12 protein-coding genes are annotated in these 12,951 nt (G+C 45.8%); all 12 read left to right on the top strand.

Features of this window, described 5'->3' with window-relative positions; all coding sequences use genetic code 11:
• Positions 1-258 precede the first annotated feature (258 nt).
• The 12 genes from J6I68_RS15610 to J6I68_RS15665 all read left to right on the top strand — a co-directional run bounded on the left by J6I68_RS15610 (position 259) and on the right by J6I68_RS15665 (position 12,717).
• Positions 259-885, top strand: coding sequence for a GDSL-type esterase/lipase family protein (locus J6I68_RS15610; RefSeq protein ID WP_292221638.1), 627 nt, complete (start codon positions 259-261; stop codon positions 883-885).
• A 56-nt stretch (positions 886-941) separates the two neighbouring features.
• Complete coding sequence (locus tag J6I68_RS15615; RefSeq protein WP_292221639.1) at positions 942-2,114, top strand: MalY/PatB family protein; 1,173 nt, start codon at positions 942-944, stop codon at positions 2,112-2,114.
• The gene (locus tag J6I68_RS15620) at positions 2,098-3,273 is read left to right on the top strand and encodes a trans-sulfuration enzyme family protein (protein ID WP_292221641.1); all 1,176 of its coding nucleotides are present in this window, start codon (positions 2,098-2,100) and stop codon (positions 3,271-3,273) included. Before J6I68_RS15615 ends, J6I68_RS15620 begins: the two co-directional genes overlap by 17 nt.
• Positions 3,274-3,341: 68 nt before the next feature.
• On the top strand, positions 3,342-4,238 hold the full coding sequence (locus J6I68_RS15625) for a LysR family transcriptional regulator (RefSeq protein WP_292221642.1): 897 nt from the start codon (positions 3,342-3,344) through the stop codon (positions 4,236-4,238).
• A 128-nt stretch (positions 4,239-4,366) separates the two neighbouring features.
• The gene (locus J6I68_RS15630) at positions 4,367-5,227 is read left to right on the top strand and encodes a MetQ/NlpA family ABC transporter substrate-binding protein (RefSeq protein WP_292221643.1); all 861 of its coding nucleotides are present in this window, start codon (positions 4,367-4,369) and stop codon (positions 5,225-5,227) included.
• Between the two features lie 109 nt (positions 5,228-5,336).
• Entirely contained in the window at positions 5,337-6,308 is a 972-nt protein-coding gene (locus J6I68_RS15635) for a methionine ABC transporter ATP-binding protein (RefSeq protein WP_292221645.1), read from the top strand.
• Complete coding sequence (locus J6I68_RS15640; protein WP_292221647.1) at positions 6,305-6,940, top strand: methionine ABC transporter permease; 636 nt, start codon at positions 6,305-6,307, stop codon at positions 6,938-6,940. Before J6I68_RS15635 ends, J6I68_RS15640 begins: the two co-directional genes overlap by 4 nt.
• Positions 6,941-6,998: 58 nt before the next feature.
• Positions 6,999-7,841, top strand: a complete 843-nt coding sequence (larE, locus tag J6I68_RS15645) for an ATP-dependent sacrificial sulfur transferase LarE (RefSeq protein ID WP_292221650.1) — start codon at positions 6,999-7,001, stop codon at positions 7,839-7,841.
• Between the two features lie 6 nt (positions 7,842-7,847).
• The gene (locus J6I68_RS15650) at positions 7,848-8,978 is read left to right on the top strand and encodes an FAD:protein FMN transferase (RefSeq protein ID WP_292221652.1); all 1,131 of its coding nucleotides are present in this window, start codon (positions 7,848-7,850) and stop codon (positions 8,976-8,978) included.
• A gap of 226 nt (positions 8,979-9,204) precedes the next feature.
• Positions 9,205-10,386, top strand: a complete 1,182-nt coding sequence (locus J6I68_RS15655) for an aldo/keto reductase (protein WP_292221654.1) — start codon at positions 9,205-9,207, stop codon at positions 10,384-10,386.
• A 98-nt stretch (positions 10,387-10,484) separates the two neighbouring features.
• Complete coding sequence (locus tag J6I68_RS15660) at positions 10,485-12,197, top strand: spermidine synthase (protein WP_330622543.1); 1,713 nt, start codon at positions 10,485-10,487, stop codon at positions 12,195-12,197.
• A gap of 43 nt (positions 12,198-12,240) precedes the next feature.
• The gene (locus tag J6I68_RS15665) at positions 12,241-12,717 is read left to right on the top strand and encodes a DUF6553 family protein (protein WP_292221655.1); all 477 of its coding nucleotides are present in this window, start codon (positions 12,241-12,243) and stop codon (positions 12,715-12,717) included.
• Positions 12,718-12,951 lie beyond the last annotated feature (234 nt).

Below are 12,951 nucleotides of genomic sequence, written 5' to 3' on the forward strand. Positions count from 1 at the left end.
AAACAAGCCACGGGGACGGTTCTTTTGGCTGGTTTTGAAAAACTAAACCAGCCAAAAGAACCGTCCCCGTGGCTTCTAACCCCGTCCCCATGGTCCACCCCTGTCGCAGTAGAACCGCCCCCGTGGCTTGTCCCCGTGTCCCGCAGGGTAAACCAAAGCTTATATCGAGCTATAAGTTATGCGTCTTATACAAATCGCCCCATGTGGATGATAATAGAAAATGTAAGAAACAGTTGTACGATTCACAGGCGGTGATTTATGAAACAGATATTAGCTTTTGGAGATTCGAATACATGGGGCCTGGTTCCCGGGTCACGTTCACAAGAAAGATACCCTTGGGGCGTAAGGTGGACCAGTATTCTTCAGGAGAAAAATAAAGACGTAAGGATTGCAGAAGAGGGCCTTTGCGGAAGGACTACAGTTTTTGAGGATGAGCTCAGGCCAGGAAGAAAGGGCGTTAACACCCTTGATCCACTTATGGAGAGCCAGTACCCGGTAGATGCAGTTATCCTGATGCTTGGCACCAACGACTGCAAGACCTACTACAACGCATCTTCATATGTTATCGGAAAAGGAATCGAAAGATGCCTTGACACCCTTGAAAAGTATGTGCCTGCGGAAAAGATTCTTTTGATATCTCCAATCCATCTTGGTGATGATGTGTGGCGCCCTGAAAAGGATCCAGAGTTTAATAAAGAATCCGTTGAAACTAGCAAAGAGCTTAAAAAAGTTTATGAAGATATAGCTCAAAAGAGAGGTACAGCTTTCCTTGCGGCCTCTGACTATGTTACGCCAAGTGATGTGGATGATGAGCACATGGACGACGCTGGACACAGGATCTTTGCAGAGGTTGTCTATGAAGAGTTGAACAAGATGCAGATTTAGTCAATAATCATAAAAGAGTTTACTTTACAAAAAATGGAAAGTCCGGGGTGAGATAAATGGGAAAATACAACTTTGACATCCTCCATGACAGACGGGGAACCTCCTGCATCAAGTGGGATTTTGGAATGGAGCGTATGGGAAGAGATGATCTACTTCCTTTGTGGGTTGCGGATATGGATTTTAAGCTTCCTGACGAGATCGTTGCAGACATTGAGAAAAGAGCTTCTCAGGGAATCTTCGGTTACACCGACCCAAAGGAAGATTACTTCGACGCAGTAAGCGGCTGGTTTGAAAGACGCCATGGCTTCAAAGTGGATAAGGACTGGATCACCATAACTCATGGTGTGGTTTATGCAATAGTGCTGGCCATAAGGGCGCTGACAAAGCCGGGAGAAGCGGTGCTTGTCCAGCAGCCTGTATACTATCCATTTTCTGAAGCAGTCAGGGTCAATGACAGAAAGCTTGTAAATAACCAGCTGGTCTATAAAGACGGCCGCTACGAAATAGATTTCGAAGACTTCGAAAACAAGATCGTATCTGAAAAAGTAAAGCTGTTCCTTCTTTGCAGCCCCCACAATCCTGTGGGAAGAGTTTGGACCAGAGAGGAGCTCACCAAACTTGCAGAGATCTGCAGGCGCCACGGCGTCTATGTTTTTGCAGATGAGATACACTCTGATTTCATCTACAGCTCTTTTGCCCATACCTCGTACATGACATTGGGAAAAGAGTTTAGGGACAGGCTCGTACTTGGAACCTCACCCAGCAAAACCTTCAACATGGCGGGGCTTCAGGTTGCTAACATCATCATCCCTGACAAGGAAGTCCGGGAGAAATTCAGATACGAGAACATGATCACGGGCTACAGTCAGGTCAATGCCATCGGCCTTGAGGCCACAAAGTCGGTGTACACAAAGGGTGACAAATGGGTCGATGAGCTCATTGAATATCTTGAGGGGAATCTTGAGTATGTCAGGGCGTTCCTTAAAGAAAAGCTTCCAAAGATAAAGCTTGTGGAGCCTGAAGGAACATATCTTATCTGGCTGGATTTTTCAGAAGTTGTAAAAAACAGCAAAGAGCTTGAGGAACTCATCGTTGACAAGGCTCATCTGTGGCTTGATGCAGGGGCTATTTTTGGTGAAGAGACAGCTCTTTTCCAGAGGATAAATATCGCAGCGCCACGCAGCATAATAGAGAAAGCGATGGAACAATTATATGAAGCATTCAGATGATTACAGCATTGATACAAAATGTCAGATCCTGAACAGGGACCTGTCTGACAAGTGGGGAGCCATAAGCTTTCCGATATATCAGTCCGCAACCTTCGCCCACAACGGCCTTGGTGGCAGCACAGGCTATGACTACACAAGGATGCAGAACCCCACAAGGCAGCAGCTTGAGTCGGTGGTGGCGAAGCTTGAAAATGGCATCGACGCACTGGCTTATTCCAGCGGAATGGCGGCAGTTGCCAATGTGATGGAGCTGTTTAAACCTGGGGATCACATCATCATCGACGAGGACCTCTACGGCGGCAGCATAAGGCTCTTTTATGAGATCAATAAAAAGAACGGGCTGGAATTTACCGCCATTAACCTCAGCAGTGAGGACGTTCTTGAGCACATAAGATCAAACACCAAGGCAGTTTACCTTGAAACCCCCACAAACCCAATGATGAATGTCACTGACATTGAAAAGCTTGCAGCAGTGGCTCATGGGAAGGGGCTTCTTGTGATAGTGGACAACACTTTTTTGTCGCCCTACTTCCAGAACCCGCTTGATCTGGGGGCTGACATCGTGATACACTCTGGAACCAAGTTCCTGGGAGGACACCACGACACCATCGGAGGGTTCGTTGTTGTCAAGGATGAAAAGATAGATGAAAGGCTCCGTCTTATCTACAAGACCATTGGTGCGGGTTTGGCTCCCTTTGACAGCTGGCTCATACTTCGCGGGATCAGGACTCTTTCCGTAAGAATGGACAGAGCCCAGGAGAACGCCATTAAACTGGCTGAGTACCTGAAGAAAAACAGGCATGTCACAAGGGTCATCTATCCCGGACTTCCTGAGCACCCCGGGTACGAGATCATGAAAAAGCAGGCGAGAGGCTTCGGGGCAATGCTGACCTTTGAGGTGGACGACAGCTCTTTTGCAAAAGAGATACTGAACAATGTTGAGCTGATCTACTTCGCAGAGAGTCTTGGCGGAACTGAGACTCTGATCACCTACCCCATCACTCAGACCCACGCTGAAGTTCCCAAGGCACTTCTTGAAAAGAATGGCATCACTGACAGGATCCTTCGCCTCTCAGTGGGAATTGAGGGGATTGAGGATTTGATCGCTGAGTTTGACAGAGTTTTTGAGAAGGCGGAAAAAGCTGTGTCAGGAAACTGATTTAATGTAGCGCGTTAAAGTGTCATATGCTATCATACTCTTAAGTTTTTTTCTGGGAGGGCGATAACATGACCATACTGCAGCTTAAATACGTTATAGCTATAGATGAGGAATGCTCCATGAGGAAGGCGGCCGACAGGCTCTACGTGTCACAGCCGGGACTTTCAAGTGCGGTCCGTGATCTTGAAAAAGAGATCGGTATCCAGATATTTGAAAGGGTCCACAACGGCGTTGTGACAACTTCTGCTGGGGCATCTTTTATTGCTTATGCCCGCCATGCGGTGGAGCAGTTTGAAATGCTTGAAGACAGATATATTGGAGGCGACAGTCACAAGCACACTTTCGCGGTATCCATGCAGCATTACACCATCGCAGTTAATGCTTTTATTGATACAGTAAAAGAGTACGATCTTGAGTCTTATCAGTTCTCAATCCGTGAGACCCAGACCAGTGAAGTTATCGATGATGTTAAGAACTTAAAGAGCGAAGTTGGAGTTATTGCTCTTAGTGATTTTAATAAGAACACATTCAAAAAGATCTTTGCGGATGCGTCCTTAGAATTCCATGAGCTCTTTACCAGGGACACATATGTGTACCTTAGTAAAAACCACCCCCTGGCAAACAAGGAGGAGCTGTCCTTGGAGGAACTTCAGGACTACCCCTGCATGGTTTTTGACCAGGGAGACAACACCTCTTTCTACTATAGAGAAGAGGCCCTTGCAACCTACGACTACAAGAAGGTCATCTCCACCAACGAAAGAGCAACATCCATCGAGCTGATGCTGGGCCTTGATGGCTACGCTGTAGGAGCCGCTATGCTTGGCGAGGGCAAGACCTCATCGGAGATCAAGGCCATCAAGCTTAAAGAGGACGAGACCCTGACCTTTGGCTACATCACCAGAAAAGGCCAGCAGCTCTCAGACATGGGTCAGAGCTTCGTTGATAAGCTCATGGCTCACAGCTAGTGACAAGACACGGGGACGGTTAAGCAAATTTTATCGCTATCTATAAGTACCATTTTGTTGCCAAATGCATTTAATGGGAGTAAATTAGTAAGAAATCAGAAACACGTTACGGAGGAGGAAAAAGTATTATGAAAAAGAACGTATTGGTAAGCCTTGTGCTTGCAGCTACTTTAGCAGTTTCTGCACTTACAGGATGCGGCGCAGGTGCAGCTGACAGCGCAGCAGATAAGACAATCAAAGTTGGTGCAACACCTGTACCGCACGCAGAGATCCTTGACAACATCGTTAAGGAAGTTCTGGCAGAGGATGGATGGACACTTGAGACAGTTGTTTTCTCAGACTATGTGCTTCCTAACACATCCCTTGAAGAGGGCGAGCTTGATGCCAACTACTTCCAGACTCTTGGTTACATGAACCAGCAGAACAGCGACGCAGGTCTTCACCTTACAGCTGTAGCAGGTGTTCACATTGAACCAATGGGTATCTACTCAGAGAGATTTTCATCTCTTGCAGATCTTCCAGATGGAGCTACAATCGGTATTCCTAATGACCCTGATAACGGCGAGAGAGGACTTGACCTTCTTGTTCAGAAGGGACTTCTTGTATCAAAGGGCGGCTTTGGAACAGATGCTTCTTACAATGAGGATTCACTTACAAACGACGCTGAGGCTAATCCTCATGGATATGTGATCACACCTCTTGAGGCAGCAAACCTTCCACTTTCACTTCCTGATCTTGACGCTGCAACTATCAATGGAAACTACGCTCTTGAGGCAGAGCTTCCATCTAAGTATCCAGCACTTGAGATTGAGTCATTTGATGACGAGACAACAGTTAAGAGAACAAACTTCCTTGTTGTTAAGGATGGCAACCAGGAGTCAGAAAAGACAAAGGCTCTTATCAAGGCTCTTCAGTCTGACAAGGTTCAGAAGTATATCGATGAGACCTACAAGGGAGCAGTTATCACATCATTCATTGATGCACAATAATAAGTAATGTAATATAATACATGTTGAGCCGCTTGTAGATGCAGGCGGCTCAATTTAGTTATATACCAGGGCTACGCCTTTTTGAAAAATTAGAAATGAGATATTTACCATGATCAAGATTGCAAATGTTCAGAAGTCTTTTAATAACACAGAGGTCCTTAAGGATATCTCTTTTGAGATAGAGGATGGCGAGATCTTTGGAATAATCGGACAGTCGGGAGCAGGTAAGAGTACTCTGCTTCGCTGCATCAACGGTCTTGAGTCCTACAACGCCGGCAGCATAACTGTTGGAAATAGCCTTGTGGATATTAAAGATAAGAAAAACCTAAGAAGCCTTCAGAAGAAGATGGGAATGATCTTCCAGAGCTTTAACCTTCTTGAGAGACTTGATGTCTACCAGAATGTTGCACTTCCAATGAAGTTCTGGGGAATACCAACAAACACTCCTGCAGCCAAAGATAAGATCATGAACCTCATAAGACTTGTAGGTCTTGAGGAAAAGATACATGCAAAACCCCGTGAGCTTTCCGGCGGACAGAAACAGAGAGTTGCCATTGCAAGGGCCCTTGTTCTTGACCCTGAGATCCTTCTTTGCGATGAAGCAACAAGTGCGCTGGATCCAGAGATCACCAAGGGAATTTTAGCTCTTTTGCAAAAGATAAACAGAGAGATGGGCATCACCATCGTTGTTGTTACTCACCAGATGGAAGTTGTTAAGCAGATCTGTCAGAGAGTAGCCTTCCTTAATAAGGGCCACGTTCTTGCAATTGGAAGACCAGAGCAGCTCTTTGTATGGCCCAAGGAGAGGGAAATCAGAGACTTCCTCAGGGAAGAAAGCGACAAGCTGCCAAGTACCGGCGTTAACCTAAAGCTCTTTTTCTATGGAGAGGGCAATCAGAGGCCTATCGTCACACAGATGGCTCAGGAGCTCCACACAGATTTCAACATCTGCTGGGCTAAGCTTGAGGACTTCAGGGAGGACGTTTACGGAAGCCTGGTCCTTAACATGGATGAAAAAGACCTTGAGAAGGCCTGTGCTTTCCTTGATTCCAAAGACGTTACCTGGGAGGTGGTAAAATGATCCCAATTATTTTAAATGCATTTAAACAGACAATTTACATGGTGTTCTGGTCCACACTTTTTTCAGTTATCATTGGATTTATCCCTGCGATAATCCTGACACTTACTGCACCTGACGGACTTAAGCCTAACAAGATCGTGTATGAGATCCTTAGCTTTATCGTAAATGTATTCAGGAGTTTTCCGTTCATTATCCTGTTGGTTATCCTGATCCCGTTTACAAGAATGGTTGTTGGCAAGTCCATCGGAACAACAGCTTCCATCGTTCCACTTACTGTTTCAGCAATTCCTTACATCGCAAGGGTGTTTGAGACGAGCCTTCGAGAGACCAACCCTGGTGTCATCGAGGCTGCAAGGAGCTTTGGAGCAAGTAACTTCCAGATCCTTATGAGGGTCTATGTAAAAGAGTCAATACCAAGGATGCTCAACGGTGTTGTACTTTTAGTTATTTCACTGGTTGGATATTCGGCTATGGCAGGAACTGTCGGAGGCGGCGGCGTCGGCGATATCGCCATAAGATACGGCTATCAGCAGTACAAGACGGATTACCTGATCGTCTGCTCGATCATACTTATTGCCTTTGTTCAGCTGATCCAGATGATCGGAAATCACATGTACAAAAAGATGAGCTGATCCTGGGAGTGTTTGGGGTTTTTCTTTTTAGAGATTGGTCTGTGGCTGGGAGGATGATATGACTGCAACTGCAAATGCAGCACAACTCGAAAAATATAATAAACTTCTGTCCATTCTGTCTTCCTATGGAAGTGCCGCCGTGGCCTTTTCCAGTGGAGTGGATTCGACTTTTCTTTTATATGCAGCAAGGGCTGCCCTTTCTGACAAGGTGATCGCCATGACAGCGTCCTCCGGGGTGTTTCCCAAAAGAGAACTTGAGGAAGCCCTAAGCTACTGCAAGCGCCTTGGAGTAAAGCACGTTGTCCTTAATATCAACGAAATGGAAATTGAAGGCTTTGCCCAAAATCCCAAGGATAGATGCTATCTGTGCAAAAAAGATCTGTTCCAGCATTTCCTTGAAACTGCAAAAAGTGAGAATATGGCTGTTGTAGTTGAAGGATCAAATCTTGATGATGAGGGGGATTACAGACCCGGACTTAAGGCTATCGCAGAACTTGGCATAAAGAGCCCACTGCGGGAGGCAGGAATGACCAAGAAGGATATAAGAAGTTTGTCCCAGTACTTTGGACTTCCAACCTGGGATAAGTCTTCCTTTGCATGTCTTGCAAGCCGCTTTCCATATGGAGAGAACATCAGCGATCGTAAGCTCGATATGGTTGACAAGGCTGAGCAGCTGATGATGGAGCTTGGATTTAAACAGTTCAGAGTTCGTATCCATGGCAACGATATCTTTCTTGCAAGGATCGAGCTTCTTCCTGATGATATTGTTAAGATCATGGCAGAGGACCTTAGAAAAAAAGTTCATGATGAGCTAAGGAAGATTGGATTTACCTATGTTTCTCTTGATCTTTATGGATACAGGACTGGAAACATGAATGTGTTTCAGGAAGAGAATGAGTGAGAGTTTATGAGATTTTTGAAGGCTCGTTTCAATAAGAAAATGTTTGTAGGCGCTGCAGTGGTGGTCATGTCACTGTCAGCGCTTTCTGCATGTGCTTTTGGTGAGCCGGTAATGAAGACCAGCAGTCTTTTTGCCATGGACACCATTATGGAGATTCAGGTAGCAGGTGATGAGGAGGTGCTTTCTGGCGCCGAGGAAATGATCCGCGGCCTTGAAAAGAAGCTTTCTGTTACGGATGAGGGAAGTGAGATTTATGCTCTCAACAGAGATGGTAAGGCGGAAGTTTCCAGTGATGTTGCTGATATAATGAGGCGGGCACTTTCAGTTTGCGCAGAGACAGATGGAGCTCTTGATATTTCTATCTACCCTGTGCTTAAGGCCTGGGGCTTTACTACGGGAAGCTACAGGGTTCCGGAGGAGGAAGAGATAGATGCGCTCCTTGAAAATGTGGACTATCGACAGGTCCAGGCACAACAAGACACGGGGACGGTTCTATTGTCTCATTGCACACAACAAGACACAGGGACGGTTCTATTGTCTCCTGCTGCCAGTGATTCAAAATGCCAGGTCATTATAGCTCCCGGCATGCAGGTTGACCTTGGAAGCGTAGTTAAGGGCTACACAGGAAGTGCAGTTGCACAGTACTTCCGTGACAACGGCGTTAAGTCTGCTCTCATCAATCTTGGCGGAAACGTTGAATGTATCGGGAAAAAGCCTGACGGCAACAAGTGGAAGGTTGCCATAAAAAGTCCCTTTGCTGACAGTAAGACCGGGATCTTTGGAGTTATCGAAGCAGAAGATATGGCCATCATCACTTCCGGCGGCTATGAGAGATTCTTTGAAGAAGACGGAAAGACCTACTGGCACATCCTTGACCCCAAGACCGGATCTCCTGCAGAAAATGGCCTTGTGTCTGTCACCATTATCGGCAGCGACGGCCTAAGGTGCGACGGCCTGTCTACAGCTCTTTTCGTCATGGGCCTTGATGACGCCATGGAATTCTGGAAACAACATGGCGACTTCGATGCAGTATTCATCACCGATACCGGGGAAGCCTACGTAACTTCCGGCATCGCAGACTCTTTTACCCTCTACAGCGAGTACTATGACACGCCGCTGCACGTTCTTAGCCGGTAGGCCACGGGGACGGTTCTTTTGGCTGGAAGCCACGGGGACGGTTCTGCTGACACGGGGACGGTTCTACTGTCAGGTTTTATCTAAGTAAAACCTGACAGTAGAACCGTCCCCGTGTCAGTAGAACCGTCCCCGTGTCTTGTCCCCATTGACTACCGGCAGCGAAAGTAATAGAATTATGTAAACGTTGTAACAAATATAATTGTGCTAAATTGGTAGGAGAGTATCTATGAAGTACAGGAATGACAGACATGGTGAACCGATATCCATCCTTGGCTATGGATGTATGAGGTTTACTACAAATGGCGGGCGTATTGATATTGCTAAGGCTGAGAAGGAGATCATGGAGGCGTACAATGCAGGTGTTAACTATTATGACACTGCCTATGTGTACACCGGAAGTGAAGCGGCCCTTGGCGAGATCCTTGAAAAGAATGGCATAAGGGACAAGGTAAATATTGCAACAAAGCTTCCCCAGTACCTGATAGGAAGCAGGGCAGCTGTTGATAAGTACTTTGATGAGGAGCTTAGGCGCCTTCGTACTGACCATGTGGATTATTATCTCATGCACCACATGACGGCCATGAACCAGTGGGACAAGCTTAAAAAGGTTGGCATTGAGGACTGGTTTAAAGAAAAGAAGGCAAATGGACAGATCAGGAACATCGGTTTTTCTTATCACGGAAATACTGAGGACTTCATTGGAATCCTTAATTCCTATGACTGGGATTTTTGCCAGATCCAGTACAACTACGTGGATGAGATAACCCAGGCAGGCGTTGATGGCCTTAAGGCTGCGGCAGCCAAGGGGATTCCTGTCGTTATCATGGAGCCCTTAAGAGGTGGCAAACTTGTAAACCTTCTTCCTGACAAGGCAAAAGAGCTGATCGCATCGAAGGAGACCGGCTATACACCAGCAGAATACGGGCTTCGCTGGCTCTGGAATCAGCCGGAAGTCACCTGCGTTCTTTCAGGAATGAACTCAGTTGAAATGGTTCAGGAAAACTGTAGAATTGCATCTGACGTGGAAGCTGGAAGCTTTACAGAGGACGACTTTGACACCATCGCCAAGGTAAAAGAGATAATAAAAGAGACTGAGCTTGTGGGCTGCACAGGCTGCAGATACTGCATGCCATGTCCAAGAGGCATCGATATACCAGCTCTGTTTAGGAGTTACAACCAGACAGCTCTTGAGAGTAAGAGCGCAGCTCGTTTTGAATATGCCCAGACTGTAGGTCTTAAGAAAGAGCCTGCTTTTGCAACCCAGTGCATCGGTTGTGGTAAGTGCGAGCAGCACTGCCCTCAGAGCATCCCAATAAGAGAAAAGATAAAAGAAGCAGACAGAGTTGTAAGACCTCTGCCTTACAAGATAGGAATAAACATTGTCCGTAAGTTCATGCTCAGGGGATAACAGATAATTAGGCGTGTAAACTACGCTCCCTATGCTATAATATGGCGTAGGGAGCTTTTGCTACGTGATAAAAATGTATTGAAGGGACGGATCTATAATTGAACGGCAAGAAAAAAATACTCTCAAATAAACTCTTTTTATACCTGACAGAATTCTTTGCAGGTATGTCAGTTATGGCGGTCGAGCTTGGAGCCAGCAGACTCTTGGCGCCGTATTTTAGCTCATCTCAGATAGTATGGACTATCATCATCGGAACCATCATGATCGCCATGGCACTTGGAAACATCTATGGCGGAAGGAAGGCTGACAAGGACCCTGATCCGGGAAAGCTCTATCGCAGGATCCTTGTAGCGGCCATCTGGATCGCTCTCATTCCGGTTCTTGGCAAGTATATAATCATTGCGATTTCAGCAGTTTTAGTATTTGCAGTAAACAGCAACTTCCTCATCATAGCTGCCTTTGCAGCATGCATGGTGGTGTTTGTGTTCCCTCTTTTTCTTTTGGGAACAGTAACACCAAGTCTTGCAAAATACACCACAGATTCCCTTGAGGACAACGGCAGGATCATTGGAATCCTTGGCGCCTACAACACAGTGGGCAGCATCATCGGAACCTTCGTGCCAACCTTTGTGACGATCCCTGCTGTTGGAACAGCCATCACCTTCCTTATCTTTGCAGGAATACTCATGGCTCTTTCTATCCTGTATCTTGTAAGTCCTTATGAAGAAGGCACTGCATCGGCCGAGGCGGGAGGCAGTGAAAATGGAAAAAAATCCCTGGCCAAGGGTGATGTTAAAAGAATCATCGCAGGCGTTCTTATCTTTATCCTGTGCGTCATCTTTGGCCATAACACAAGCTTTGCGTTCTGGGAAAACGACTTAACCTACGAGGGAGAGTCAGTCTACAATTATCTTCAGGTCAAAGAGACAGAAAACAGCGTTATCCTTTCAACCAACGTTCTTTTTGGTGTCCAGTCCATTCTCATAAAAGACGGCGCCCTTACAGGAATGTACTACGACTACGCCATGGCAGCTCCATACATGGCTGGCATCAAGGAAAAAGAAAAGTCCGGAGAAAACTTAAATCTCCTTATCCTTGGCATGGGTTCAGGAACCTACGCAACCCAGCTTTCAAGGTACTTTGATAATATTACTGTGGAGGGTGTTGAGATTGACGACAAGATCACAGACCTTGCCCACAAATATTTTGAACTTCCGGATACTACTAAGGTCACAACCTACGACGGTAGGGCCTACCTTGCAGCAATTGACGGGCTTTACGACGTGATTATGGTGGATGCATATCAGGACATCACAATTCCTTTCCAGATGTCATCGGTAGAGTTTTTCACCATGGTAAAAGAGCACCTTGCTCCCGGAGGAGTAATGGTGGTAAACATGAATATGTACAGTGACGGCGACGGTACCGGCTCTGGGGATTCTCTTGGAGATACCGCGTCCATCAACACCTATCTTGCTGACACCATCAGCAGTGTTTTTGAGGATGTAGTCACAGTTAAGGTTCCTGGCGCAACAAACAGAGAGCTCTTTGCAACTGACGATCCATCCTTTATGGTAAGACTGTCTGAAAATGTAGCAATGGAAGATAATGAAACACTTCGGGCCATGATGCAGCGGGTACTTGATACTTACGTGCGCTATGACAGCACAGGTCATATCATGACAGACGACAAGGCTCCGGTTGAACTTCTTGGAATGAGACAGATAGATTCCATCATCAAGAATGAAGTATCATTTTATAAGCAGGTTTACGAGACAAAAGGTCTTGAAGGACTTCTTGAGCTTCTGTAAAAACGTTTTATAATATATGTAAAAGAGAAAATTGGGAGAAGCCATGCAGGAAACAAATGAAGCTGATCTGGAAATAAAATACAGGGACAAGATGAAGGCATGGATGATGATCCAGGTCATTGGTCAGACAAGCGTGAATTTCCTCAATGTAAAAAAGCTTTCCAAGGAAATGAGGCTTTATCTTGATATGCTCCTTGGACAACCTCCATCTGATCACTTTAACGGATATGCAGATCAGGACGAAGCTATTTCTGACCTTATTGAGTTCGCTGAGTATTTCATTGACTCCTGCAAGGATTCCAAGTCTTACAGGGCAGCCATCTTTGGCACAATGTCCATGAGCGATGCAGGTGCTGCCATGAGACTTGCAGAAGATATTGACCAGATAACTGGCAGGATCCCTGAAAAGTTTGGACTATCTGAATCCTTTGTTCCGGTAAGAAGAGCTTTTTTCATGGTGTTCAGGAATAAGATATCAGGCGCTGAATCCATATTGAGTGAGCTTGGTATAGAATATTAATGACAGAATAGTAATTGCACACGAATGCATGGCAAACAAGGACTATAGTAATTATTGCAAATCAACGACCGTATGAGGAAATGCAATGATCAAGGATAAAAAACTGGTAGCTCTTTGCACATATAGAATTTACGAACCGGGAGAGTTTGCGTTCATATCTGAACTAAACAGGCTCCTTCGGGAGGAAGACTGTGCTTTTTTCATATATGCGCTCAATTCTGAGATAGGCAACAG

Source organism: Butyrivibrio sp. (genome assembly GCF_017940685.1).
Taxonomy (GTDB): domain Bacteria; phylum Bacillota; class Clostridia; order Lachnospirales; family Lachnospiraceae; genus Butyrivibrio.

Excerpts from the sequence above, each read along its gene's own strand:
- J6I68_RS15655 (WP_292221654.1), top strand. The coding sequence starts at position 9,205 with ATGAAGTACAGGAATGACAGACATGGTGAACCGATATCCATCCTTGGC.
- larE (WP_292221650.1), top strand. The coding sequence starts at position 6,999 with ATGACTGCAACTGCAAATGCAGCACAACTCGAAAAATATAATAAACTT.
- J6I68_RS15630 (WP_292221643.1), top strand. The coding sequence starts at position 4,367 with ATGAAAAAGAACGTATTGGTAAGCCTTGTGCTTGCAGCTACTTTAGCA.
- J6I68_RS15640 (WP_292221647.1), top strand. The coding sequence starts at position 6,305 with ATGATCCCAATTATTTTAAATGCATTTAAACAGACAATTTACATGGTG.
- J6I68_RS15615 (WP_292221639.1), top strand. The coding sequence starts at position 942 with ATGGGAAAATACAACTTTGACATCCTCCATGACAGACGGGGAACCTCC.
- J6I68_RS15625 (WP_292221642.1), top strand. The coding sequence starts at position 3,342 with ATGACCATACTGCAGCTTAAATACGTTATAGCTATAGATGAGGAATGC.
- J6I68_RS15665 (WP_292221655.1), top strand. The coding sequence starts at position 12,241 with ATGCAGGAAACAAATGAAGCTGATCTGGAAATAAAATACAGGGACAAG.
- J6I68_RS15635 (WP_292221645.1), top strand. The coding sequence starts at position 5,337 with ATGATCAAGATTGCAAATGTTCAGAAGTCTTTTAATAACACAGAGGTC.
- J6I68_RS15610 (WP_292221638.1), top strand. The coding sequence starts at position 259 with ATGAAACAGATATTAGCTTTTGGAGATTCGAATACATGGGGCCTGGTT.
- J6I68_RS15620 (WP_292221641.1), top strand. The coding sequence starts at position 2,098 with ATGAAGCATTCAGATGATTACAGCATTGATACAAAATGTCAGATCCTG.
- J6I68_RS15650 (WP_292221652.1), top strand. The coding sequence starts at position 7,848 with ATGAGATTTTTGAAGGCTCGTTTCAATAAGAAAATGTTTGTAGGCGCT.